17 protein-coding genes are annotated in these 25,364 nt (G+C 38.3%); 12 read left to right on the top strand and 5 right to left on the bottom strand.

Annotation, left to right across the window (positions count from 1 at the left end; all coding sequences use genetic code 11):
• Positions 1-156: 156 nt before the first annotated feature.
• From KYH19_RS16880 to KYH19_RS16870, 3 genes are read right to left on the bottom strand one after another with little or no spacing between them, the layout of a single operon-like run.
• Positions 157-1,467, bottom strand: coding sequence for a TolC family protein (locus KYH19_RS16880; RefSeq protein WP_132403063.1), 1,311 nt, complete (start codon positions 1,465-1,467; stop codon positions 157-159).
• Position 1,468: 1 nt separating this feature from the next.
• A complete protein-coding gene (locus KYH19_RS16875) occupies positions 1,469-4,579 on the bottom strand; it encodes an efflux RND transporter permease subunit (protein WP_132403066.1) in 3,111 nt (1,036 codons plus the stop codon).
• Between the two features lie 2 nt (positions 4,580-4,581).
• The gene (locus KYH19_RS16870) at positions 4,582-5,679 is read right to left on the bottom strand and encodes an efflux RND transporter periplasmic adaptor subunit (protein ID WP_219075944.1); all 1,098 of its coding nucleotides are present in this window, start codon (positions 5,677-5,679) and stop codon (positions 4,582-4,584) included.
• A gap of 342 nt (positions 5,680-6,021) precedes the next feature.
• Here KYH19_RS16870 and KYH19_RS16865 point away from each other — a divergent pair, with 342 nt between their 5' ends.
• Together KYH19_RS16865 and KYH19_RS16860 are read left to right on the top strand one after the other, a co-directional pair.
• Positions 6,022-7,851, top strand: coding sequence for a M61 family metallopeptidase (locus KYH19_RS16865; RefSeq protein WP_219075943.1), 1,830 nt, complete (start codon positions 6,022-6,024; stop codon positions 7,849-7,851).
• A gap of 161 nt (positions 7,852-8,012) precedes the next feature.
• Positions 8,013-8,399 carry a hypothetical protein gene (locus tag KYH19_RS16860; RefSeq protein ID WP_219075942.1) on the top strand — a complete coding sequence of 129 codons (387 nt, stop codon included), beginning with the start codon at positions 8,013-8,015 and terminating at the stop codon, positions 8,397-8,399.
• A gap of 221 nt (positions 8,400-8,620) precedes the next feature.
• On the opposite strand, the gene KYH19_RS16855 is transcribed toward KYH19_RS16860, so the two are convergent.
• Positions 8,621-9,097, bottom strand: coding sequence for a hypothetical protein (locus tag KYH19_RS16855; RefSeq protein WP_219075941.1), 477 nt, complete (start codon positions 9,095-9,097; stop codon positions 8,621-8,623).
• A gap of 254 nt (positions 9,098-9,351) precedes the next feature.
• On the opposite strand from KYH19_RS16855, the gene KYH19_RS16850 reads away from it, so the two are divergent.
• From KYH19_RS16850 to KYH19_RS16835, 4 genes are all read left to right on the top strand, one after another.
• Positions 9,352-11,127, top strand: a complete 1,776-nt coding sequence (locus tag KYH19_RS16850) for a long-chain fatty acid--CoA ligase (protein WP_219075940.1) — start codon at positions 9,352-9,354, stop codon at positions 11,125-11,127.
• Positions 11,099-12,820, top strand: coding sequence for a gamma-glutamyltransferase (gene ggt, locus KYH19_RS16845; RefSeq protein WP_219075939.1), 1,722 nt, complete (start codon positions 11,099-11,101; stop codon positions 12,818-12,820). The genes KYH19_RS16850 and ggt overlap by 29 nt, the downstream gene beginning before the upstream one ends.
• 138 nt (positions 12,821-12,958) lie before the next feature.
• On the top strand, positions 12,959-14,668 hold the full coding sequence (locus KYH19_RS16840; protein WP_219075938.1) for a DUF885 family protein: 1,710 nt from the start codon (positions 12,959-12,961) through the stop codon (positions 14,666-14,668).
• Between the two features lie 334 nt (positions 14,669-15,002).
• Entirely contained in the window at positions 15,003-16,325 is a 1,323-nt protein-coding gene (locus tag KYH19_RS16835) for a DUF6089 family protein (RefSeq protein ID WP_219075937.1), read from the top strand.
• 441 nt (positions 16,326-16,766) lie between these two features.
• Here the strand turns inward: KYH19_RS16835 and KYH19_RS16830 are convergent, their stop codons facing one another.
• Positions 16,767-17,720 (bottom strand): hypothetical protein, encoded by a 954-nt coding sequence (locus KYH19_RS16830; protein ID WP_219075936.1) that lies wholly within the window; start codon positions 17,718-17,720, stop codon positions 16,767-16,769.
• A 134-nt stretch (positions 17,721-17,854) separates the two neighbouring features.
• Here KYH19_RS16830 and KYH19_RS16825 point away from each other — a divergent pair, with 134 nt between their 5' ends.
• The 6 genes from KYH19_RS16825 (at position 17,855) to KYH19_RS16800 (ending at position 25,272) form a co-directional block, all read left to right on the top strand.
• Positions 17,855-18,289, top strand: coding sequence for a MarR family winged helix-turn-helix transcriptional regulator (locus KYH19_RS16825; RefSeq protein WP_132403096.1), 435 nt, complete (start codon positions 17,855-17,857; stop codon positions 18,287-18,289).
• Between the two features lie 76 nt (positions 18,290-18,365).
• Positions 18,366-20,771, top strand: coding sequence for a 3-hydroxyacyl-CoA dehydrogenase/enoyl-CoA hydratase family protein (locus KYH19_RS16820; protein ID WP_219075935.1), 2,406 nt, complete (start codon positions 18,366-18,368; stop codon positions 20,769-20,771).
• A gap of 151 nt (positions 20,772-20,922) precedes the next feature.
• A complete protein-coding gene (locus tag KYH19_RS16815) occupies positions 20,923-22,098 on the top strand; it encodes an acetyl-CoA C-acyltransferase (protein ID WP_132403102.1) in 1,176 nt (391 codons plus the stop codon).
• Positions 22,099-22,203: 105 nt separating this feature from the next.
• The gene (locus KYH19_RS16810; RefSeq protein WP_219075934.1) at positions 22,204-22,557 is read left to right on the top strand and encodes a four helix bundle protein; all 354 of its coding nucleotides are present in this window, start codon (positions 22,204-22,206) and stop codon (positions 22,555-22,557) included.
• Between the two features lie 187 nt (positions 22,558-22,744).
• Entirely contained in the window at positions 22,745-24,538 is a 1,794-nt protein-coding gene (locus KYH19_RS16805) for an acyl-CoA dehydrogenase family protein (RefSeq protein ID WP_219075933.1), read from the top strand.
• A 287-nt stretch (positions 24,539-24,825) separates the two neighbouring features.
• A complete protein-coding gene (locus KYH19_RS16800) occupies positions 24,826-25,272 on the top strand; it encodes an FKBP-type peptidyl-prolyl cis-trans isomerase (RefSeq protein WP_219075932.1) in 447 nt (148 codons plus the stop codon).
• Positions 25,273-25,364 lie beyond the last annotated feature (92 nt).

The following is a 25,364-nucleotide window of genomic DNA, read 5'->3' as shown; positions in this document are numbered from 1 at the left end:
AGTTGGGTTTAGTGCTCGGCACACGGATCCATTTTACAATAAAATAATTAGTACAGCGAACCATTTGATTTGTGCAACAGTCAGCCATTGACTAAGGAATGGACAAGTACCAATGAGCTAATGACTATTGAACAAATGAACATATAAACCAGTAAACTATTTAGATAAATCTATATTTCCACTAATTGCTTTTAAGTTCGTTTCGGCTATTTTGGCCTGATACTGCATTTCAATGAAACGGTTTTGCGCATCGATGGCATTACGCTGCGCTTCTCTTAGTTCTAAAGGGGCTATGCTACCTAAACGGTATTTTGCTAAAGTGATATCTAAGTTTTCTTTTGCAATATCCACATTGCGCTGTTCTAATTTAATCAGATCAAGGTAAGTGCTGTAGTTTTGATAAGCTGTGAGCAATTGCGAGTTTACATCGAGTTTGGTTTTGCTTAAGGTTAAACTCGAGTTTTCAATATCTATCTTGGCATTTCGCTCATTTTGCCTTTGTAAAAAACCATTAAATAAGTTGATACTTGCCGTTACGCCATAAGTAAATCCATTAGCAGCAAATTTCTGGTTAAAACCTGTTGGGCTTGTACTGTTTGCCCTGCTGTAACCAGAGTTTAGGCTAACTGACGGGTAACGAGCCCCACGTATAGATTTTAAATTTAAGGAAGCAATACGTTGATTAATAAATGCATTTTGCACATTTGGGTTTTGCTGCCCGGCCATTTCGGCCATTTTACTATATAAGATGCCTTTATCTACATCTATATTAGGCTCTACAGAGAATGTTGTTCCAATATCACGAACCATTAATTGGTTTAAACGAATTTTAGCTACCTGTAAAGCATTTTTGGTTTGCAGGTAATTTGAAGTATCCGTATTGTAATCAACCTGTGCAGTTAATACATCCAGTTTAGAACCACGACCAAGCTGTAATTTGGTTTTGGCGATACTGGTGCGCAATACCGAAACATCCATAGCACTATCAGCAGCAATAACCAGTTGTTGTTGCCTCACCACATCATAATATGCATTAATTACATCGGCAACGGTGGTTAAAATGGTTAAGCGGGAGTTTAATTCGCCCTGCTTCTGCAATTCTTTCAAACGGTCATAATTGGCAAACATGCTAAAACCATCAAAAATGGTCCAGTTTAAATCAGCACCATAGCTGTTATTGGTACTTTTTGCACCTGTAATTACCCGGTCAGGGCCTGTAGCAGGCGTTTGACGGGTGTTTTGGATACTTCCACCATTAGTATAACTTCCGGTTAAATTGGGCAACATCCCCGCATTACCAATATTGGCGTTGTTCTTTGCAATATCGATCTGGTTTTTGCTGATTTTGATGTCGTAATTATTCTGTAAGGCAATGGTGATGGCCTCTTGTAAGCTCAGTTGCTCTTGTGCGAAGCCCGAAAGCGATAGGCTTAACAACAGGATCAATATTTTTAATTTCTTGCTCATCTTATTCTTCTGTGTGTAAAGCTTCTTGTTCAAAACGATGGGCTTCTTTTAATTCTTTGTTTGGTTTGTATGGCTTTGCCCAATAAGAGTAAATAGCCGGGATTACAAATAAGGTTAATACCAGTGAAAACAATGTTCCACCTACAATTACGGTTCCCATACTCATCCTGCTTTTTGCAGCGGCACCTAAAGCTAAGGCAATAGGCAAAGCACCAATTGCAATGGCCAAACTGGTCATTAAAATTGGACGTAAACGCGAAACAGCAGCTTCACGGATGGCTTCTGGTATCGGAGTGCCTTTTTCTTTTAATTGGTTGGCAAATTCGACAATTAAAATACCATTTTTGGTTACCAGGCCAATTAGCATAATGGTTCCGATCTGGCTAAAAATATTCCAGCTCTGTCCGCAGAGCCACAGTGATAAAAATGCACCGGCAACGGCCATTGGTACCGTTAAAATAATGATAATCGGGTCTTTAAAACTCTCAAACTGTGCCGAAAGGATTAAATAAACCAATAGGAGGGCTAAACCGAAGGCAAAGAAAGTATTTGATGAACTTTCTTTAAAATCGCGCGATTCTCCACTTAAATCAGTAGAGAAAGTTTCGTCCAATACTTTTTTAGATATGGCATCCATCGCATCTATACCTTCGCCAATACTTTTTCCTGGTGCTAAACCTGCCGAAACAGTTGCTGCGATAAAACGGTTGTTTCTGTACAGTTGTGGCGGACTACTTTCTTCTTTAGCAGTAACGACGTTGTCGAGCTGAACCAGTTCGCCTTTATCGTTACGTACGTAAACCGAGCTCAAATCCAATGGATCTTTTCTGTCGCCCCGATCAAACTGACCAATTACCTGATACTGTTTGCCGTTCATAAAAAAGTACGAAAACCTTTGCCCACTTAAACCCAGATTTAAGGTTTGGGCGATGGCAGAAATAGAAACCCCTAAATTCTTGGCTTTATCCCGGTCTATGGTTAGATTAATTTCGGGTTTGTTAAATTTCAGGTTCACATCCGAAACCGTAAATGTAGGGTCTTTGGCCACTGCATCCATGAACAACGGGATTTTTTCACGTAGCTTTTCAAAATTCTGTGCCTGGATAATATAACTGATTGGTAATCCCCCACGGCGCCCAACGGAAATGGTAGGCTGCTGGTTAACGATGGTTTTACCTTCGGTATATTTTTTAGTCACCCTGGTAAGCATATCCGCAATATCTTTTTGCGAACGTTCACGTTCTTCCGGATCGATTAAACCCATCCTTACAAAACCAGAATTTACAGAACCCGAGCCACCAAAACCCGGTGAGGTGATGGTAATATTCACATTTTTCTCCGGAACAGAATCAATCACCAATTGGTTCAGCTTCATGATAAACTTATCCGTATAGGTAAAAGATGCACCTTCTGGTGTGGTTACGTTGATATTGATTGCACTTCTATCATCATAAGGAGCAGTTTCCTTAGGTAGGATCTTCCAGAATAAGAAAATTAAGCCCATACATACCAGAATAATCGGGATGGAAAGCCATCTTTTATCTAAAAACTTATTCAAATTCGATTCGTAGGCATCGTTCAGCTTTACAAAATAAGGCTCTGTCCAATTGTAAAACCTTGATGGTTTATGTCCGCCTTTTTTCATCAGGTAGGCATTCAACATCGGGGTTAAGGTGAGGGATACAAAGGCCGATACCAATACGGCAGCGCCAATTACCACACCAAATTCCCTGAATAAACGGCCAACAAAACCCTGTAAGAAAATTACGGGTAAGAATACTGCAGCAAGTGTAATAGAAATCGAAATTACGGCAAAAAAGATTTCATTTGATCCTTTTATCGCGGCCTCGAAAGGCGACATACCTTCTTCAACCTTTTTAAAGATATTTTCAGTTACCACGATACCATCATCTACCACTAGGCCTGTAGCCAGTACAATGGCCAGTAAACTTAATACGTTTATGGAGAAGCCAAAGGCATACATGATGAAGAAAGTGAAAACTAAGGAGACTGGAATATCGATCAACGGCCTGAAAGCAATGGCCCAGTCCCTAAAAAACAAGTAAATGATCAGGATTACCAGTACCAGTGATAAACCAATGGTTTCGGCTACCTCTGTTACCGAACGTTTAATAAACAAAGTATTATCTAAAGCTACTTTTAGCTTAATGTCCTGTGGAATGTCAGCTTTTAATTTATCAAAACGTTTGTAAAACTCTTTACTGATATCAAGATAGTTAGCTCCAGGTTGTGGGATAATGGCAATGGCCACCATCGGTCTGCCCGACTCACGCAAAATGGTTTCTTCGTTTTCTGGCCCTAAAACGGCATAACCCACATCTTTTAATTTGATTACCTGGTTGCTATCTGTTTTCAGGATCAAGTTGTTAAACTCGCTTTCGTTGGTCAGTTTTCCTAAAGTTTTAACCGTTAGCTCGGTAGTAGCTCCGGTAATTTTTCCTGATGGAAGCTCTACATTTTCATTGTCTAAGGCGGTAACAATATCTTGAGAGGTTAAGCCGTAAGCACTTAGTTTATTTGGATCCATCCAGATCCGCATGGCATATTTCCTTTGCCCCTGGATTTGTACACTACTTACCCCCGGGATGGTTTGGATACGGTCGGCAATTACGTTTTCAGCAAAATCGCTTAACTCCAGTGTATTGCGTTTATCGCTCTGGATCGTCATCGATAAAATCGGATCAGAGTTGGCATCTGCCTTACTTACAACAGGTAACCCGTCAATATCTTTAGGTAAAGTTCTTGCAGCTTGCGATACTTTATCACGAACATCATTAGCGGCCTCCTCAATATTTTTATCGAGGTTAAACTCTATGGTGATATTACTTGTTCCCTGGTTACTTGATGAAGAGATATTTCTGATCCCATCGATAGAATTGATCGATTTTTCTAAAGGTTCGGTAATTTGCGATTCGATAATATCGGAGTTGGCTCCAGGATAAGAGGTTCTTACCGAAACCACCGTTGGATCGATAGATGGATATTCCCGTACACCTAGAAAGGTATACCCGATTATCCCGAAAAGGACAATCAATAAGTTCATCACAATGGCCAGAACCGGCCTTTTTATACTCGTGGTTGAGATGCTCATAATTATTCTTTAACCAAATGAACTTTTACAGGAGCATCTTTCTTCAAGGCCATCGATCCGGTGGTTAACACCGTGTCGCCAGCTTTTAATCCTGATGTAATCACAATGTTTTCATCGGTACGGGTACCTGCTTCTACCTTAACTTCCTTTGCTTTACCATCCTTTTGGATATAAACAATCTTGCCTTTTAAAACCGGGACAACAGCTTCATTAGGAATTAATATGGCATTCTGTACCGTACTTAAAGCCAGTTTAATTTTCGCAAAAGAACCGGGTAACAAAGCATTGTCTGCATTTGGTGCCAATGCCCTGATTTGTAATGTTCTCGTAGTGGCATTAATCCCTGGCTCTATCGCATAAACTTTTCCTTTATTTTCTTTGGAAGAACCATCGGTAGTAAATATGATTTCAGAATTCACTTTAATTTGCCCTGCATATTTCTCCGGAACAGAAAAGGTAACTTTAACCGGATTGGTACTCACCAGGTTGGCAATTACCGTTGCAGGTGTTAAATAAGTGCCGGCAGAGATGCTGCGTAAACCCACTCTGCCGGTAAAAGGTGCTCTGATAGTGGTCTTTGCCAATTGTGCCCTGATTAATTGCGCTTGTGCCTGCAACGATTTTAAATCTGCAAGTGAGGTGTCGTATTCTTCCTGACTGATTGCTCCTTTGGCCAACAATTGTTTTGCCCGGTTCTCGTTTGTGCCCGAGAGCTTTTGTTTGGTCAGCGCATCCTGCAATTGCGCCTGTATATCTCTGTCGTTTACTTTTACCAGCACACTTCCTTTGCTTACCGTTGTACCTTCCTGGAAATAAATTCCGGTAACCAATCCTGATACTTCACTTTTCAATACAACCGATTCGTTTGCATCAATGGCACCGGTTATCTCCAGGTCGTTGTCAAATGATACCGGCTTAACTATAATTCCGTCAACCACCAAAGGCGCAGAAGAACCTCCTTTACCACCGTCTTTACCTTTTCCTGCTCCTGCAGATGCACCACCTTTTCCTTCAAGTTTTTTATTTGCGTTAATTCTGTAATAGACCAGATAGGCCAGGCCTATAGCTAAAACAGCATAGATAATATATCTTTTCTTCATGTTTATGATTTGTGTTGTGCGTATCCTAACATTAAATTGAATTAATGTTAGAATTAGAGCGTAAAAATATTCAAATAGTTTAGTCCTAAATTTGTTGTATTAAGGATGTTACCGATTTTAGTTCGAAGTCTGAAGTCGGAAATCCATAGTTAGGGTGCAAGATAATAAGTCTAACTCAATAAGTTGAGTTTTGATGACGTTCCGTGCTAAGTTCTAGCCATTTTCCGCCAATCGCCGAATACCTCACGCAAACGGACAGAAACAACTATTTTACACCACATTTAGCTATTTTATATTAAAAACTCATCAATAAATTTAAATTTGCAGCAAAACACAGTGAATATGTTTAATAAAAAATCAATTTTAAGTTTAGTTTTACTACTAACGTGTATTATGGCAGCGAAGGCGCAGGTAAAAATAGGCTTTGAGGTTTCTTTTAAAGAACCGCAGGCACATTATGCTGAAGTTCAGATGAATATTTCTGGCTTGGTAAAAGATTATGTAGATGTAAAAATGCCCGTTTGGACACCAGGTTCCTATTTGGTGCGCGAGTTTGAAAAAAGTGTAGAAGAATTTAAGGCTACTGCAGCAGGTAAAGCCGTTAAGGTTGAAAAGGTAAAGAAAAATACCTGGAGAATTTTCTCGGCAAAGGCTACCAATATCCGGATCAATTATCGGGTTTACGCATTTGAAATTTCAGTGCGTACACCATTTATCGACGAATCTCATGCTTTCTTATCCCCAACAGGTATTTTTATGCATCCTGATGGCATGATCAAATCGCCAAGTACGGTAAAAATTATTCCTTTCAATACCTGGAGCAAAGTTTCTACTGGTTTAACTCCGGTTGCCGGTGAGCAGTTTACTTATAAAGCCACAGATTTTGATATTCTTTACGATAGTCCTATTGAAGTGGGTAACCAGGATGTTTTCGAATTTACTGCCGCGGGCGTTCGCCACGAAGTAGCTATGTATGGTGGCGGTAATTATGATAAAGAGAAGCTAAAAGTAGATATGACTAAAATTGTTGAAAAAGAAACTGCAGTTTATGGCGAAAACCCGAATAAATATTATCTCTTCATTGTTCATAATTTCTTAAAAGGTGGAGGTGGTTTAGAGCACTTAAACTCTACCACTTTAGGCGCTACAAGAAATGCTTACAATACTGCTGAAGGATATAAAGGCTTTTTAAGTTTGGTTGCACATGAGTATCATCACTTATGGAATGTGAAACGTTTGCGCCCTGTCGCTTTAGGTCCGTTCGATTACGATAACGAAAATTACACCACCAATCTTTGGGTTGCGGAAGGTTTTACCTCTTATTATGAGAACAAATATTTGCACCGTGCCGGTTTTACCGACGTGGACGAATTTTTGAAAGATTTAGCAGGTGGTATAGGTACAGTTTTAAATACCCCGGGTGCGAAATACCAATCGGCAGCTTCTTCTAGTTATGATGCATGGATTATTGGCTACCGCCCGAACGAGAACTCCAAAAACAATTCAATCTCTTATTACAATAAAGGTGAAGTGATTGGCATTTTAATGGATCTCGAAATTATCAACGCTACCAAAGGTGCTAAAAGCTTAGATGATGTAATGAAAGCCATGTACCTGCAATGCAAAACTCTAAAACGCGGTTACACCGATGCAGAGTTTAAAGCAATGGTAGAGAAAATAGCTGGAATCAGTTTTACCAATTTCTGGGCAAAATATGTGAATGGAGTAGATGATGTTGAATATGTAAAATACTTCGGTTATGCGGGTGTAAATGTATCGACTGAGAATGCTACTCCAGGCAAACCAGTTACAGGTGCTGCTGGCCAGTTGACCAACGATGGTTTGGTGATTACTTCTACCACAAGAAATTCTGCGGCCTGGATCAGCGGGTTAAACGTAAATGATGTGGTACTCAGTTTAGATGATACCTCACTAAGTGATGCACTAGCAATGGTAAGGTTAAAAAGCCCGATGATTTCTTTAGATGCAATCCCATTGGTAGGTAAAAAGAATATTGGCGATATATTGAAAGTTAAGGTTAGACGCGACGGTCTTGAAAAAGAAATCTCTTTAACCTTGAAAGAAAATCCTAGTGTGCGTTTAAAAACCACAGTAAGCGAAAATGCGACTCCAGCACAAAAAGCAGTGTTAAAAAAATGGACGGGTATTTAGTCCGTAGTCTTAAGTCCTCAGTCTTGAGTCTTTAGTCAAGGCACAAAAAATCCTGTAAGATTAATTTCTTACAGGATTTTTTATTGAAGATATTTGTTTAACAAATACCGAATATGATAAAGCTCTTTCTGTTTATATTATGCCTTTTAACCTTTTCATTTTTGAAGGATAATCAAGTTTTTGCACAACAAGCATCTTGTAAGGGTTATTATAACAAACAATTGAAGTTCTTCGTGTATTCAGAAGTAGATACAATGCCAAAGTATCCAGGCGGAATTGCTAAATTTTATAAATTTATGTCAAATGTTTCATTAAATGGAGTAAATAATGGACGTTTACAATCAACTGTTCTTCCAACTTTTATAATAGATGCTTCCGGCCGTGTAAAAAACGTTGGTATTTCCAACAAACTACCTAAAGATTATACGCAATTGGATCGTAACCTGATCAAATTATTAGAAACCTGTCCGAACTGGGTACCTGCACGGTGTAACAATAAAAATGTAGCAATGAGTTTCCAAACACGGCTTACCTTGTGTTATCAATAATTAAAATATCAATTAAAGTTAAAACAGTATGTATAAAAAATCCCGTAAGATTAATTTCCTACGGGATTTTTTATGTTTTTAATTTACGCTTAGCGCCCAGCGCAATACGCTAGCCTGGAAGTATATCAAAACCTGAACCGAATCTTCCAGCATTAAAAGTTTTACGTAAAAAAACCGCCAAGAAAAGTTTTCTTAGCGTTTTTTTTGGTTTTTTCTAATGTTTAGAAAGTAAAACGAACGCCTAAACCAACGTCTCCACTGTAAAAATCAGTATCAGGAGTTAATCTTAAAGTAGGAATCCAATCTAATGATAAGTTAATTGGAGCGCCTTTAAATTTATAATCTAAACCTAAAACACCATTTAAACCTAAGTAAATGTCGCTTTCATCAATAACTTTATTTTTCACAGAGCCAACACTTGCACCACCACCGTAGTACCAATTTAAGCCATCAGCACCTTTAATTGGATTATAAACTTCATATAATCCTGTTAATTGTACCCAGCTAAAACCGCTGTTACTTCTAAAATTTCCAATTAACTCTAACATAGCGCCTTTATTTAGGCCAGTTTTAAAAGAAACACCGTTGTAACTTCCAAAACGACCACCAATTGCGTTTTTGTAATTCTGCGCTTTAACGTTAGTTGTTGTTAATGCGAATAATGCAATGCATCCTAAAATTGTAAATAATTTTCTCATAGTACTTTTTTATTAAATTAAAGTATATCCCCTAGCAACTTTAATGCCGATTATACTTTTTAGGTAAAAATTCAGTTGGACAAAAACAATGCTTGCATAGTAATTTTGTAATCACTAAGTTTATTAAAATATTTTAACAGAAAGTAAATACAGCGTTTTAATAACTACGAGGTGTTATTTTCATTAAAAAGGCATAATAGGTAGCAATCATTATGTTTGATTTTTTTAACTTAACCAAATAATATACAATTCATATGGCGGCAGAAATTAAACGGGTTTTTGATCTTTTGAAATACAGCCTCGAAAATCCTAAGCAGGAATTCATTAGTGGAAAAATTAACGGAAAATGGATAAATTATAGTACAGTCGATTTTTGTAATGCTGTAGATAACCTAAGTCGTGGATTAATTAAAAATGGTATAGGCAAAGGTGGTAGGGTTGCGGTAATGTCTCATAACCGGCCTGAGTGGAATATTGCCGATTTTGCAGCCAACCAGATCGGAGCTTATCAGATTCCTTTATATCCAACTTTAGCCGAGCATGATATTCAGTTTATTCTAAAAGATGCAGAAGTCGCCATTATTTTTGTAGCTGATGAAGAATTGTATAAAAAAATTAAACCTTGTGCCGATGCCATAAATCCGGATATTAAGATTTATAGCTTTAACGAAATTACGGAAACTGAAAACTGGAATACGTTAATTGAACTGGGCAAGGCGAGTACCGATATTAATTTGGAAGAATATCGTGCAAAAGTAACACCCGAAGATATTTTAACCTTAATTTATACTTCTGGTACAACAGGAACACCTAAAGGAGTAATGTTAACGCATAATAACTTAGTCGCAAATTTTGTAAACTCGGCTGTAGTTATACCAGAAGGCGTTAAAAAAGGCTTAAGTTTTCTGCCTTTATCACATATTTTTGAGCGGATGATCATTTATTTGTATCTGTTCAATCACACAGAAATTTACTATGCAGAAAGTATGGAAACTATTGTAGCCGATATTCAACATGTAAAACCTAATGTGTTCTCTACCGTTCCAAGACTTCTCGAAAAAGTGTATGATAAGATAATGGAAAAGGGTAAAGCATTAAAAGGAATTAAAAAAGGAATTTTCTTCTGGTCGGTAGCTTTAGCAGAAAAATATACTATTGATGCGGGTGCCTGGTATAACTTCAAACTGGGGATTGCCCGTAAGCTGGTTTTCAAAAAATGGCAGGAAGCATTGGGCGGCGAAATTGTAGTGATCGTATCAGGCGGGGCGGCACTAAATCCGCGTTTAGCCAGAATATTCTGGGCGGCTGGTATGCCTGTTTTTGAAGGCTATGGACTAACCGAAACCTCACCAGTAATAACGGTTAACCATTTAGGCGGAACCATGTTTGGTACCGTTGGTGAAGTAATTAAAGGTGTGGAAGTTAAAATAGCGCCAGATGGTGAAGTTTTAACCAAAGGACATCAGGTAATGAAAGGCTATTACAACCGACCTGACTTAACTGATGAGGCGGTTGATCAGGAAGGATGGTTCCATACCGGAGATATTGGAGAATTGGTTGATGGTCGTTTTTTAAAAATCACCGACCGTAAAAAAGAAATGTTTAAAACAGCAGGCGGTAAATACGTTGCCCCACAAATGCTGGAGAATAAATATAAAGAATCAATTTTTATCGAACAGATTATGGTTCTGGGTGAAAACCGAAAATTCCCTTCTGCACTTATTGTTCCAAATTTCGAAACCTTAAAAACCTGGGCAGGCAGAAAAGGCATTACCTTTACGTCGAATGAAGAGATTATTAAAAACGAACAGGTACTCACTAAATATAACGAGGTTATCGAAGCTGCGAATGTAGGTTTTGGTAAATGGGAACAGGTAAAAAGATTTGCACTGTTACCTAAAGAGTGGAGCATAGATGGTGGCGAGCTTACCCCAAAATTAAGTTTAAAAAGAAAGGTAATTACCGAAAAAAACAATGCGGTAATCGAAAAAATATATAAGGATGCAGAAAGCTATAAAGCCCCTCAATAACTTTAAAAGATCATTAATATACCTAAGTGTTGTGCTGTTATTGGCTGGTTGTGTAACCGGGCAATTAGGCAAAAACAACAGTGGTGAATATAAAAATGGAATGGTGGTTTCTGCCCATCCCGAAGCATCACAGGTGGGGATCGCTATTTTGAAAAAGGGAGGAAATGCAGTTGATGCAGCTGTAGCTGTTCAGTTTGCGCTGGCTGTGGTTTACCCAAACGCGGGGAATATTGGTGGGGGAGGTTTTATGGTTTACCGGGGTGCAAACGGCGAAATAAATGCCTTAGATTTTAGAGAAAAAGCAGCCGCAGCAGCAAGCAGAGATATGTATCTCGATTCGGCCGGCAATCCAATTGTAGATAAAAGTTTATATGGACATTTAGCTGCGGGCGTACCAGGATCAGTAGATGGTATGGTGGAGGCGCACAAGAAATATGGAAAGCTTTCCTGGGCTCAGGTATTGCAGCCAGCAATAGACCTGGCGCAAAACGGTTTTAAAATTACCAAACGGCAGGCTGGTGAATTGAATAGTTTGCATAGACAATTTATGGATTTTAATCCAAATGGAACGGCCTTTGTAAATTTAGAAAAAACCTGGCAGGAAAATGATCTTCTGATTCAACAAGAATTGGGTAATACCCTAAAACAGATACAGGAAAAAGGCAGGGTAGGTTTTTATGAAGGCGCTGTGGCCGATTCGCTTGTGGCAGAAATGAAGCGTGGCAAAGGACTTATAACAAAAGAAGACTTAAAAAATTATCACGCTACCTGGCGCAAGCCCATTACTGGGAATTATAGAGGTTATAAAATTATTACCATGCCGCCTACTTCGAGTGGAGGTATAGCCTTAATCCAATTGCTCCAATCTGTAGAGCCTTATCCTTTAAAAAAATGGGGGCACAATGCCGATTCAACCGTACAGGTAATGGTAGAAGCTGAAAGAAGAGTGTATGCCGATCGGGCAACACATTTAGGCGATCCTGATTTTTATGCTGTTCCACAACAACAAATGTTGAGCGCCGACTATAACAAAAACCGTATGGCAAACTTTAGCTGGGTAGCTGCAACACCAAGCAGTGCTGTTTTGGCCGGCGAAATAAAAGGTGCAGAACACGAAGAAACCACACATTTCTCCATTGTAGACCGCGATGGAAATGCCGTTTCCATTACCACTACTTTAAATGGTTCTTACGGATCGTTAGTTGCCGTAAAAGGGGCTGGGTTTTTGTTGAATAACGAAATGGACGATTTTTCTGTTAAACCTGGAGCACCCAATATGTATGGCTTGGTAGGGGGAGAAGCAAATGCCATTGCACCTAATAAACGAATGTTAAGCTCTATGACGCCGAGCATCGTGGAGAAAGATGGAAAACTATTTATGGTGGTGGGTACGCCAGGCGGATCAACCATTATCACTTCCGTATTTCAAACCATTATTAATGTAATCGATTTCGACATGTCTATGCAATCTGCTGTGGCTGCTAAAAAGTTTCATCATCAATGGCTGCCGGATGAGGTGTATATAGAAAAAGATGCTATCGATAGCTTATCAATAGAAAAATTAAAAGCTAAAGGTTATAAAATCTTGCAAAGAGGCCCAATTGGGAGGGTTGATGCCATTTTAAGGACAAACTGGGGTAACTATCAGGGTGGTGCCGACCCGAGAGGGGATGATAAAGCTATTGGCTGGTAAGCCATTTTAGCGTAACAAAGTACGATCTGCCTGAGTTAATTTAATCTAATATCTTTAAATAAGTTACATAGCTGCCCTGCAGCAATACTTAGTGGTTTAGTTATATTGCATCAACCAATTCAAAATGACCAGATCGCTATGCGCAAACTATTTTCTATATTTTTGTTTCTAACCGTTGCGGTACAATCACACGCTCAAACTAATGAAGCCAGCCTGGTAAGTCCACTGATTAATCAATACCAAGCAGACGAGACCATGCTTAACCGTAAATATACGCTCAAGCGATCAGATGAATACTTTACGCGGATGGAAAGCTTTTATACCGAATGGCAAAAACAGTTAAGGGCATTGCCTTTTAAAAAGCTAACTGCAAACGAAAGGGTAGATTATATTTTGCTTAAACGCAATATCCGATCAGATTCGGCCATTTTGCAACAGCAATACGCCGAATTTAAAAGCAATATTTTTACTTTGCCTTTTGCCAAAACAGTATTAGATTTTGAGGCAAAACGAAGAATTGGTACACAACAAGACGGTAAAATTATTCAACAACAGTTTGAACAACTGAAAGAGGCTATTCAGCAAACCACAAAGGCAGTAAAAAATAAAGATTTGATTGTGACACCGGTACAGGCTTCCTGGGCAGAGCAAACTGTGAATCAATACCTGGCTGTATTTACTGAAGCTTATAAATTTTATGATGGTTACGATCCGCAATTTACCAAAGCCACAAAAGCAGTTTATCCGGATGTAGTAGACGCATTAAAGGAATACGCTCTTGTACTGGATAAAATAGCTAAACCCTCTAATGCCAAAGATGATGGAAGTGGTATTATTGGTAATCCGATAGGAAGAACGGCTCTATTAAGCAGTTTAAACGATGAGATGATTGCTTATACACCTGAGCAGATTGAGGCTATTGCAATGAGGGAATTTGCCTGGTGTGATGCCGAAATGCTAAAAGCCTCCCAATCAATGGGCTTTGGTAACGATTGGAAAAAAGCATTGGAAAAGGTAAAAACCGATTACCCTGAATTAGGTAAACAGCCTGAACTTGTTTATGAACTAGCCAATGAAGCCATCAATTTTGTAGAAAAAAATAAACTCATCGCCATTCCTTCCCTGGCCAAAGAAGGCTGGCGCATGCGCATGTTAAGTCCGAAGGAACAATTATTTGCTCCGTTTTTTCTGGGTGGCGAATCCGTATTAATTGCTTATCCGACAGAAGACATGAGCGAAGATGCGAAAATGATGACCCTGCGCGGTAATAACAGGCATTTTTCAAGAGCCGTAGTTTTTCATGAACTTATTCCGGGACACAACCTTCAATATTTTATGCAAAGCCGCTACAAGCCTTATCGCAAAGTATTTGGTACTCCTTTCTGGACGGAAGGCTGGTCGCTGTACTGGGAGATGTTGCTGTGGGACCAGAATTTCGCAAAATCTCCGGGAGATAAAATTGGAATGCTTTTTTGGCGCATGCACCGTTGTGCGCGTATTGTTTTTTCGATGAATTACCATTTAGGTAAATGGACACCTCAGCAGTGTATCGACTTTTTAGTAGATCGTGTTGGTTTTGAGCGTGCCAATGCAGTGGCTGAAGTACGAAGATCGTTTACCGGTGGGTATGGGCCGTTGTATCAAATTGGATACATGTTAGGCGGATTACAATTTAGGGCGTTGCACAAAGAATTGGTAGAAAGCGGTAAAATGACCAATGTTGAGTTTCATAATCGCATATTGCACGAAAATAATATGCCCGTAGAAATGGTAAGAGCCTTATTAACCAACCAGCAATTGCCAGAAAATTTTAGTACCAGATGGAAATTTGCCGGTGATATCAATTGATATATAATAAAGTAGATACAATATCAGGTGATAATCGACCAAGAAGAGAATTGTAAATATTTATCTGTTATTCAGAAATCCCCGGTATCAGCATTGATCTGTAAAATGGCAGTTAAACAGGTTTTGAATGCTGAAACTTAAGTTTTTTATGGAAATCCATAAAATGAGGCGCTTTTAGCGGTGTGCTTACTTTTTTAACTATTTTTTTTATTTCTACACGTTTGCTTCATAGGTAATTAGTGTTGAAAAGTTGATAAGTATTTTTACCCAATTGTATTTTTGGTATGGCAATTGTAAAGACTGAGAGACGCTATCCAACGTTATACATAAAATTATGAAACTACAATTATTCAAAACCCTACCAGTTGCACTTGCTGGTTTATTAATTGGGTCGGTTGCCTCAGCTCAAGATAGCCCTGCAACTTCAACAACAACTTTCAGAACCTGGTCTGTCGGCGTAAACGCCGGTGTACTTACACCATTATCACCATTGGGTGGAAAAAATGATTTCAGTAATAACAAATCAGGTTTCGGTTATGGCCTTTACATTAAAAAACAATTTACACCTTATTTCTCTCTTCGCTTAGATGGAGTTCGTGGTAAATTAAAAGGCGATAATACCGAGCCTTATGAAAATGGTATGGTAAACAACTCTCCTGTAAAAGATTTTGATACTCAATTATCTTATTCAGGAAGTTTAAATGCTGTAGTAAACATGTTCAATATCGATATGTTTAAAAAAGAGAATGCTTTACAGCTTTATGCTTCTGCCGGTGCTGGTATTGCAGGTTATAAACCTACTATTACCACAGCAGCTGGTACTTTTTTATATGCAGGTGATAAAAATATCAACGAATTGATTATTCCTGTAGGTTTAGGTGCTAAGTTTAAAATCTCTGATGCGGTTAACCTCGATTTAGGTTGGACAATTACATTCCTTGATGGCGACAACTTAGACGGTTACTACAGAGGCAGTAATGATAAATACAACTATGCATATGCTGGTTTAGAATTTGCTTTAGGTACCGGAAAACAATTGGCTTTCCATAATCCGGTAGCTTTAACTTATGATGAAGCATTAAAAGCAAGACAAACCGCAGATGGTTTAAAATCTGATTTGAATGCTCAAAAAGCTGAGAATGCAAAACTACGTTCAGAAATGAACGACATCCTGAAAGATACAGATGGAGATGGTGTTGCTGATAAATTAGATAAATGTCCGGATACACCAGCAGGAACTGTTGTTGATGGTGCTGGTTGTCCATTAAAAACTCCTGAAAAAGTTGTAGAAAAAGTAATCGTAACTGAAGAAGATCGTAAAGTGGTTAACGAAGCGATTAAAAACTTGGAATTCGATTTAGGTAAAGCAACCATCCGTTCTAAATCTTATGCCTCTTTAAACAGAGTTGCTGCATTATTGATTCAGAAAAACTTTAGCTTAAAATTAGCTGGTCATACAGATAATACAGGTTCAAAAGAATTAAACTTGCGTTTATCGAAAGATAGAGCAGAATCTGTAAAAGCTTACTTAGTTTCTCAAGGTGCAAATGCATCGCGTATTGAAGCTACAGGTTACGGTATGGGCCAACCAATTGCTACCAATAAAACAGCAAAAGGCCGTCAACAAAACCGTCGTGTAGAGTTTACACTTTACTAGTCTGTTTTTAACAGCATTTAAAAAGTCCCGATGAAAATCGGGACTTTTTTGGTTTAAGAGGTTTTGTTTATAATAACCAGCTGTTTTTTGCTTAGTATTCATAAAAACGAATTTGTCATCCTGAGGGGTAATTTATTTTATAAAAATCAATATAAATAACAGTAATTAATCTACATGTAAAAATTCCTCGTGTTACCGTCCTTTCGAGCGGAGTGCAACGCAGTCGAGAAATCTGTTTTGAGAGATCTCTCCACTTCGCGTTGCTGCGGTAGAGATGACGACCACTCTATTGGAGTCTGTCAATGGTAGTGCAGTGAAGGATCTTTGTTAAACTAACTCTAACGCAACAGTCTTTTGAAATAATAAAACTAGTGGCTCTTTTGTCAGGGATTCTTCACTGCGTTCAGAATGACAGCGCAATAGATATTATTTGAATTCAACTTATTTAAGTGAAACAATTACCTTTTTAATCTCGCTTAAATCATTCATCTCAAAATTTGTTGATTGCGGATAAAAGCGCTGATAAATAATCTTATCGTCTTTGCTATCATATATACTGATTATTTTATCGCTGGATCGCTGTGTGTAAACTACATATTTAACATTGGCAGTTTTATTCAGAATTAAACTATCAAGTTCTTTGTACGATATGAATTTAAGTTTGTAATTATAAGGTTCAGCAATAATACCTGATGCTGGTAAAAGTGTTAATCTTGAAGAAAACACTTCCTTAATATATTGGGGTATATAAAGTGTTTCCTTTGCCAATTCAGGTAAGCGTACTTTATTATAAAATTGATAATCTATACTGCAGTTTTCATTTGCAAGCAATCCATCATTAATCTGTTTTAAATAACCCGTTAAAAAGCCTGGCGACCAGTTAAAGAAACTAGACTTGTTATAGAAATATGATAAAATATTATTTTTTATACTTTTTTTGCTTCCATATTGTTGGTCTTGCGTTCTGACAAGCAGATTGGTGTTAGGGTCAGCAAAAAGCGCAACTGTTGCCAATATACTTTCTTCCTTTACTTTTGGTTTTTTAGACGGTGTTAATAATTTCAGTGCATAAATTATATTCAGGTTGGATGTACTATCCGACTCCTCTGCATAAGCATCAAAATGAAAAACTGAATAATTTGCAAGCGTATCATAACGGGCCAGCTCTTCGGGCTTAATAATTTTATATGGTGTAATGGTCCAGTTTTTTTTAATGGCCTGATCAAATTTTTCCAGCTCAGCATAATCAGCATACTGCAAAGTAAATAAGGTGGTTGTTTTTTTAAAAATCTCTAATTTTTGACTGTTTAACAGGGCTTTTCCGAAATAAGATACCTGGCTTTGGCAAATTGTAGCCCATAATATGAACAGACTAAACAAGAGTATTTGTTTCATTTTTAACATATAATGTGTTTTCATTTTGTGTATGACTATGATAAGAAAAATTTGACAAATATTTTGAATTTTTCTATTGCATTAACAAAATACATTCATTAGCTTTGTTATGCAAGCATAATAAATTAGTGAAAATGAAACAACAACAAACCATAGATTACCATGTTAAGTTTGCCTGGCAAAATATGTTTAATAAGTACAATCAAATGGCATCTAGTTTTGGGATTACCCAGGCCATTGGTTACATGCTTATTAATATTGATGATGCTGAAGGAACTGCAGTTTCTAATTTAGCTGGCTTGCTTGGGGTTAAGGCAACCAGTTTGTCTAGGATGTTAAATAATATGGAAGAGGCTAACCTCATTTACCGTGAAACATCTGCAGGTGATAAACGTTCGGTAAAGGTTTTTCTGACTGATTTTGGGAAAGAGAAAAAACATTTGGCCAAGGGGGTTGTTCGAAAATTTAATGAATATCTTGATGAGCATTTTTCGAAAAAAGAAAAAGAGACTTTTATTAACCTGCTTATCAAACTAAATGATATCACAGTAGCCTATACTGTAGATTAATAAATATAATCATGAAATCTGCTGTGTAATTTTACATAACAGGTTACATCGGACCATAAAAGAAAAATATATACTGATGAAACGAAGCATTAATAAAGTTGCTGTTCTAGGTTCAGGTATTATGGGTTCTCGTATTGCATGCCACTTCGCCAATATTGGTGTTGAGGTTTTGCTACTGGATATTGCCCCTAAAGATTTGAGCCCTGAAGAGCAGGCAAAAGGATTAGCACTGGATAACCCAGCTGTAAAAAACCGAATTGTAAATACAGCTTTGCAAACGGCTGTAAAAACAAATCCATCGCCAGTTTATACCAAAAAAGCATTAAATAAAATCAAGACTGGAAATTTCGACGATGATATGTCGAAAATTGTCGATTACGATTGGGTAATTGAAGTCGTAGTCGAAAATCTTGATATCAAGAAAAAAGTTTTCGAGCAGGTAGAGCAATTCCGTAAACCAGGTACTTTAATCACTTCAAATACTTCTGGTATTCCTATTCATTTAATGGCTGAAGGAAGAAGTGAAGATTTTAAATCGCATTTCTGCGGAACACACTTTTTCAATCCGCCCCGCTATTTAAAATTATTGGAGGTTATTCCTACGCCGCATACTCAGCCAGAAATTGTTGATTTCCTGATGCATTATGGTGATAAATTTTTAGGCAAAACAACTGTTTTATGTAAAGATACGCCAGCCTTTATTGCAAACCGTGTAGGTGTTTATTCCATTATGGCATTGTTGCATTTGGTTGAAAAATTAGATCTGACAGTAGAAGAAGTTGATAAATTTACAGGGCCAGCGTTGGGCAGACCAAAATCGGCTACTTTCCGTACCTCTGATGTGGTAGGTTTAGATACCATGATTAAGGTGGCTAAAGGGCTTTATGATAACTGTCCGGATGATAAAGCACACGATTTGTTTAAACTTCCTGCATACGTGCAAAAAATGGAAGAGAACAAATGGCTTGGCGATAAAACTAAACAAGGTTTCTATAAAAAAACCAAATCTGCTGACGGTAAAACCGAAATCCTGGCGTTAGATTTAAAAACCCTTGAATATAAGCCTCAGCAAAAAGTAAAATCGGCGACTTTAGAAATGACCAAACCGGTGGAGAACCTCCGTGAGCGGATGAAGATTTTTGCCAAAGGAAAAGATAAGGCAGGTGAATTGTTCCGTCATTCTTCTTTCGGTTTATTTGAATATGTATCAGACAGAATCCCTGAAATTTCTGATGAATTGTATCGTATTGACGATGCCATGCGAGCTGGTTTTGGCTGGGAGCTTGGCCCATTCGAATTGTGGGATGCCGTTGGTGTAAAAGAAGCCATCGAAGGAATGGAGCAATATGGTAATAAAGCTGCGGCTTGGGTACACGAAATGCTTGATGCCGGAAATACTTCATTCTATAAAGTAGAAAATGGCGTTAAAAAATATTACGATATTCCTTCTAAAACCTATAAAGCATTACCGGGGACAGATGAATTTATCATTTTAGATAACCTACGTGAAAATAAAACCCTTTGGAAAAATTCAGGTGTTTCCATTATTGATCTGGGCGATGGCATTCTAAATGTAGAATTCCACACTAAAATGAATACCATTGGCGGTGATGTAATTTCAGGTATCAACAAAGCCATTGATATGGCCGAGAAAGATTACCGCGGTTTGGTGATCGGGAACGATGGGGCAAATTTTTCTGCCGGAGCAAATGTGGGGATGATTTTTATGATGGCGGTGGAGCAGGAGTGGGATGAATTGAACATGGCGATCAGAATGTTCCAGAATACCTCAATGCGCATCCGTTATTCTTCTATTCCGGTTGTAGTAGCACCACATAATTTAACCTTAGGCGGTGGTTGCGAGTTTAGCTTGCATGCTGATCACGTGCAGCTATCCGCCGAAACTTATATGGGTTTGGTTGAATTTGGCGTGGGCGTTATCCCTGGCGGCGGCGGTACTAAAGAGTTTGCTTTACGTGCATCTGATGAATATAAAGACGATCAGATTGTGCAGAATGCCTTGAAAGATCGCTTTCTAACCATAGGAATGGCTAAAGTTTCCACTTCGGGTTACGAAGCCTACGAACTGGGTTATCTGCAAAAAGATAAATTCTCGATCTCAATGAACCGGAACCGTTTATTGGCTGATGCAAAAGCAAAAGCGATAGAACTGGCCGATGCAGGATATACCAAACCCGTTCAGCGTAACGACATTAAAGTATTAGGAAAGCAAGGTTTAGGAATTGTTTATGCAGGTGCAAACAGCATGTACGCCGGGCATTTTATTTCTGAACACGATAAAAAAATATCCGAGAAATTAGGTTATGTAATGTGTGGTGGTGATTTATCTGCGCCAACAGAAGTAACCGAGCAATACTTATTGGATCTGGAAAGAGAAGCTTTTCTATCACTTGCGGGTGAAAGGAAGAGTTTGGAAAGGATTCAGAGTATTATTACAAAAGGGAAACCGTTGAGGAATTAGTGAGTTGAATATTAAGATATCAGTATCAAGATAAGAGTATCAAGTATCAAGATACGATTGTCGAAAAAAATTACTCATAGTAAATAACAAATAAAATAATAATGCTAGAATTAAGTCTGGATACTTGATTCTAACTACTAGATACTAAACAATGGAAGCATATATTATAGCCGGATATCGTACAGCAGTGGGTAAAGCACCCCGTGGCGTATTCCGTTTTACAAGAGCAGATGATTTAGCCGCAGAGGTAATCAGGGCTTTAGTGGCATCAGTTCCGAATTTAGATAACGAACAGATTGATGATGTAATAGTAGGTAACGCTACACCAGAGGCAGAGCAAGGCTTAAATATTGGCCGTATGATCTCCCTAATGGGTTTAGATACCGATAAAGTTCCTGGTGTTACGGTGAACCGCTACTGTGCGTCGGGTTTAGATACCATTGCCACTGCAGTTGCTAAAATTAAGGCTGGCATGGCCGATTGTATCATTGCAGGTGGCGTTGAGGTAATGAGTGGAATGCCTTTCGGTGGCTGGAAACTGGTGCCTAATGCAGAGGTGGCAAAAAACAATCCAGATTGGTATTGGGGCATGGGCTTAACCGCTGAGGCTGTTGCTAAAGAATATAATGTGAGTCGTGAAGATCAGGATGCATTTTCGTTAAAATCTCATGAGAAAGCTATTCATGCGATAAAAAACGGTCATTTAAAAGATGGTGTTCTGCCAATCACGGTAAATGAAAATTATCTTGATGCCAACCTAAAAAAGAAAACCCGTTCTTATGTGGTTGATACCGATGAAGGTCCGCGTGCTGATACTACTTTAGAAAAGTTGGCGAAACTGAAACCGGTATTCGATGCGGTTGGAAGTGTAACTGCGGGTAATTCATCGCAAACATCTGATGGTGCAGCCTTTGTTTTGGTGGTTTCTGAAAAGAAAATGAAGGAATTGAATGCCGAGCCTATTGCCAGGTTGGTAAGTTATGGTGTCGCAGGTGTTCCGCCGCGCATCATGGGTATTGGCCCAATTGAGGCGATTCCAAAGGCATTAAAACAAGCAGGTTTGAAAAAAGAAGATATCGATTTAATTGAACTGAATGAAGCTTTTGCCTCACAATCGTTAGCCGTAATCAGAACATTGGATTTAAATCCAGAGGTAATTAATGTAAACGGTGGTGCAATTGCACTCGGCCATCCGCTGGGCTGTACCGGCGCAAAACTTACCGTGCAGATTATGAACGAATTAAAAAGACAAAATAAGAAATATGGAATGGTAACCATGTGCGTAGGAACAGGGCAAGGTGCTGCGGGGATATTTGAACTTTTTTAGATAGTATCGAGATATGAGTATGTAGTATCAAGATTTAATAGCAAGGTGAATAAACCAGTTAATAAATCATCCCAACATATTACTCAGTCACTAATACTAATAAATATGCACAATTTTAAAGAATTAAAAGTTTGGAAAAAATCAATCGACTTAGCTGTTGAAGTTTATAAAGCGACATCGCTCTTGCCGAATGAAGAAAGATTTGGATTGATTTCGCAAATGAAAAGATGTTCGGTATCAATTCCTTCGAATATAGCTGAGGGTTCTGGTAGAGGAAGTGGTGCTCAATTCAAATATTTTTTGAACATAAGCCAAGGTTCAGCTTTTGAGTTAGAGACACAATTGATTATTTCAAATCGACTTGAATTACTAGATGATGAATTATCAGCCGATTTGATTGAGAAAACTACTGAGATTCAAAAAATGGTTTATGCTTTGGATAGAAGTATCAAAGTGTAAGCATTAAGGTTTGAGTATAAAATGTCCGGATTGAATAAAAGGAAATAATAGAAAAAAATAATAAAGCGATATCAAGTTTTGAACGCAGTTTTGATACCTGATAATAGCTGCCCAATATTAAAATTTGGTGATATCTGGTGTTAAGCTTTGTCTTGATACCAGATACTCATTACTAGATACTATTAAAATGGAAACAACTGAAAAAAAGACAATTAAAGGCGGTGAATTCTTAATTAAGGATACCACTTATCAGGAAGTATTTATCCCTGAAGAATTTGATGAAGAGCAGCAGATGATTGCACAAACCTGTCGCGATTTTCTTGCGGCCGAGGTTTATCCCAATTTAGACAAAATTGACAAACAGGAAGATCCTGAATTGATGCCAACACTTTTAACCAAAGCTGGCGAACTGGGTATTCTTGGCGTTTCAGTACCGGAAGAGTACGGTGGTTTTGGTAAAAACTTCAATACTTCTATGCTGGTTGCAGATGTGGTAGGTGCAGGCCACTCTTTTGCTGTAGCACTTTCTGCTCATACAGGCATAGGCACTTTGCCGATTCTATATTATGGTAACGAAGAACAGAAAGCAAAATATATCCCTAAGTTAGGTTCGGGCGAATGGAAGGCAGCTTACTGCTTAACTGAGCCAAACTCGGGTTCGGATGCGAACTCTGGTAAAACCAAGGCCAAATTAAGTGAAGATAGTAAACACTATATCATTACTGGTCAGAAAATGTGGATTACCAATGGTGGTTTTGCCGATATTTTTATCGTTTTCGCGAAAATTGATGATGATAAAAACTTAACTGCATTTATTGTAGAGAAAGATTTCGGTGGCATCACCATGAATCCGGAAGAGCACAAAATGGGGATCAAAGGATCTTCAACCCGTCAGGTTTTCTTTAATGATTGCATGGTACCTGTTGAGAATATGTTGAGTGACAGGGAAAATGGATTTAAAATCGCGGTAAATATTTTAAACATTGGCCGTATCAAATTATCTGCGGCTGCTATTGGTGCATCAAAAGCAACTTTGAACACAGCGATTAATTATTCGAATGAAAGGATCCAGTTTGGTCGCCCAATTTCTAAATATGGTGCCATTCGTTTCAAAATTGCAGAAATTGCTGCTAAACTTTATGCTGTTGATTCGGCAAACTATCGTGCCGGACAAAATATTGATGATACCTACGATCAACTGGTTGCAGGCGGAATGGAATCGGGCAAAGCCAGGTTAAAATCTGTAGAGCAATTTGCGGTAGAGTGTGCCATTTTAAAAGTATGGGGCTCTGAAGCATTAGACTACACAGTAGATGAAGGCGTGCAGATTTACGGTGGAATGGGATTTAGTGCCGATGCGCCAATGGATAGGGCTTACCGCGATGCACGTATCAACCGGATTTTCGAAGGCACAAACGAAATTAACCGTTTGTTGACCGTTGACATGATGCTGAAACGCGCCATGAAAGGCGAGTTGGATTTAATGACGCCAGCTACCGCAGTTGCCGCTGAATTGATGAGCATCCCTGATTTTGGTGAAGAAGATACCACCTTATTTGCTGCAGAGAAAAAAGTACTCTCGAATTTGAAAAAAGCAACCTTAATGGTGGCTGGTGCTGCGGTTCAAAAGTTAATGATGACCTTAAGCAAAGAGCAGGAAATTTTAATGAACATTGCCGACATGGCGAGTTATGTTTATGTGCTAGAATCTGCACTCTTGAGAACAGAAAAATTGGCAAGCACACGTGGAGAGGAAGCAGTTGCAGGCCAATTGGATCTATTAAGAATTTATTTAGTAGAAGCGGTTGACGGTGTTGCCAAAGCAGGTAAAGAAGCACTTTGGGCTTTTGCCGAAGGTGATGAGCAACGGATGATGTTGGTTGGCTTGCGTCGATTTACAAAAGTAGAGCCGTTTAATGTTAAAGATGCCCGTCAAAGAGTTGCACAACAGCTTATTGAAGCAAATAAATATATTTTTTAAGGTAGGTTTAGGTGTAGGGTTTAAGGTTTGGGGTTTGGGTCCATTACTCAAGCGCTAAACCTTTTTTTTGTGTTTGGCTTTGGAGATTCGGGTTAATAGTACCACAAAGGCTGAACAATTAGCTCTGACTGAAAGGTTATCCTTTTTCTTGCAGAATCCATAATGCTGTCATGCTGAGGCACGAAGCATCTGCAGCCGATGAAACAGATGCTTCGTGCCTCAGCATGACAGAAGTTGAAAAAATAATAAGTCCTTAGCTTTATGCTATTAAAATCCTATTTTCGCGCATGATTAAATTTAGATTCCTCACCATACTCTTTTTATGTGTAGTTGCAGTTTCATCTTGTAAAAAAGATGAGGATCCTGAAAAACAGATTACTGATTTTATTAAACAAAATAATATCAATGCCGTTAGAGATAACTCTGGCTTATATTATCAGATCATTAAACCTGGTTCGGGTTCTTTTACTTATCCCAGCAATACTAAAATCACCATTAAATACGAAGGCAGGTTATTAGACGGAACTGTGTTTGATAATGGCGGTGGCAAAGAGCAGACCTTTAATCTGGCAGAATTAATACAAGGCTGGAGAATAGGTATTCCTAAAATCCAAAAAGGTGGTGAAATCAGGTTAATTGTTCCACCAGGTTTAGGTTATGGAAGCGGAGCCGTAGGTTCTATTCCAGGCAATTCAGTATTAGATTTTACCATACAGCTGTCTAATACACAATAAGGTTAAAGACCAAAGAATTCAAAGAAAATTTGGATTATCAATTTTTTGAAAGTACTTCTTTGCTCTTTATACTCTTTAAAATTGTTAAAATA

Source organism: Pedobacter sp. D749, assembly GCF_019317285.1.
In the GTDB taxonomy this organism is placed as follows: domain Bacteria; phylum Bacteroidota; class Bacteroidia; order Sphingobacteriales; family Sphingobacteriaceae; genus Pedobacter.
Note: the sequence above shows the minus strand (reverse complement) of the source record. Positions and strands in the feature narration are given on the sequence as shown.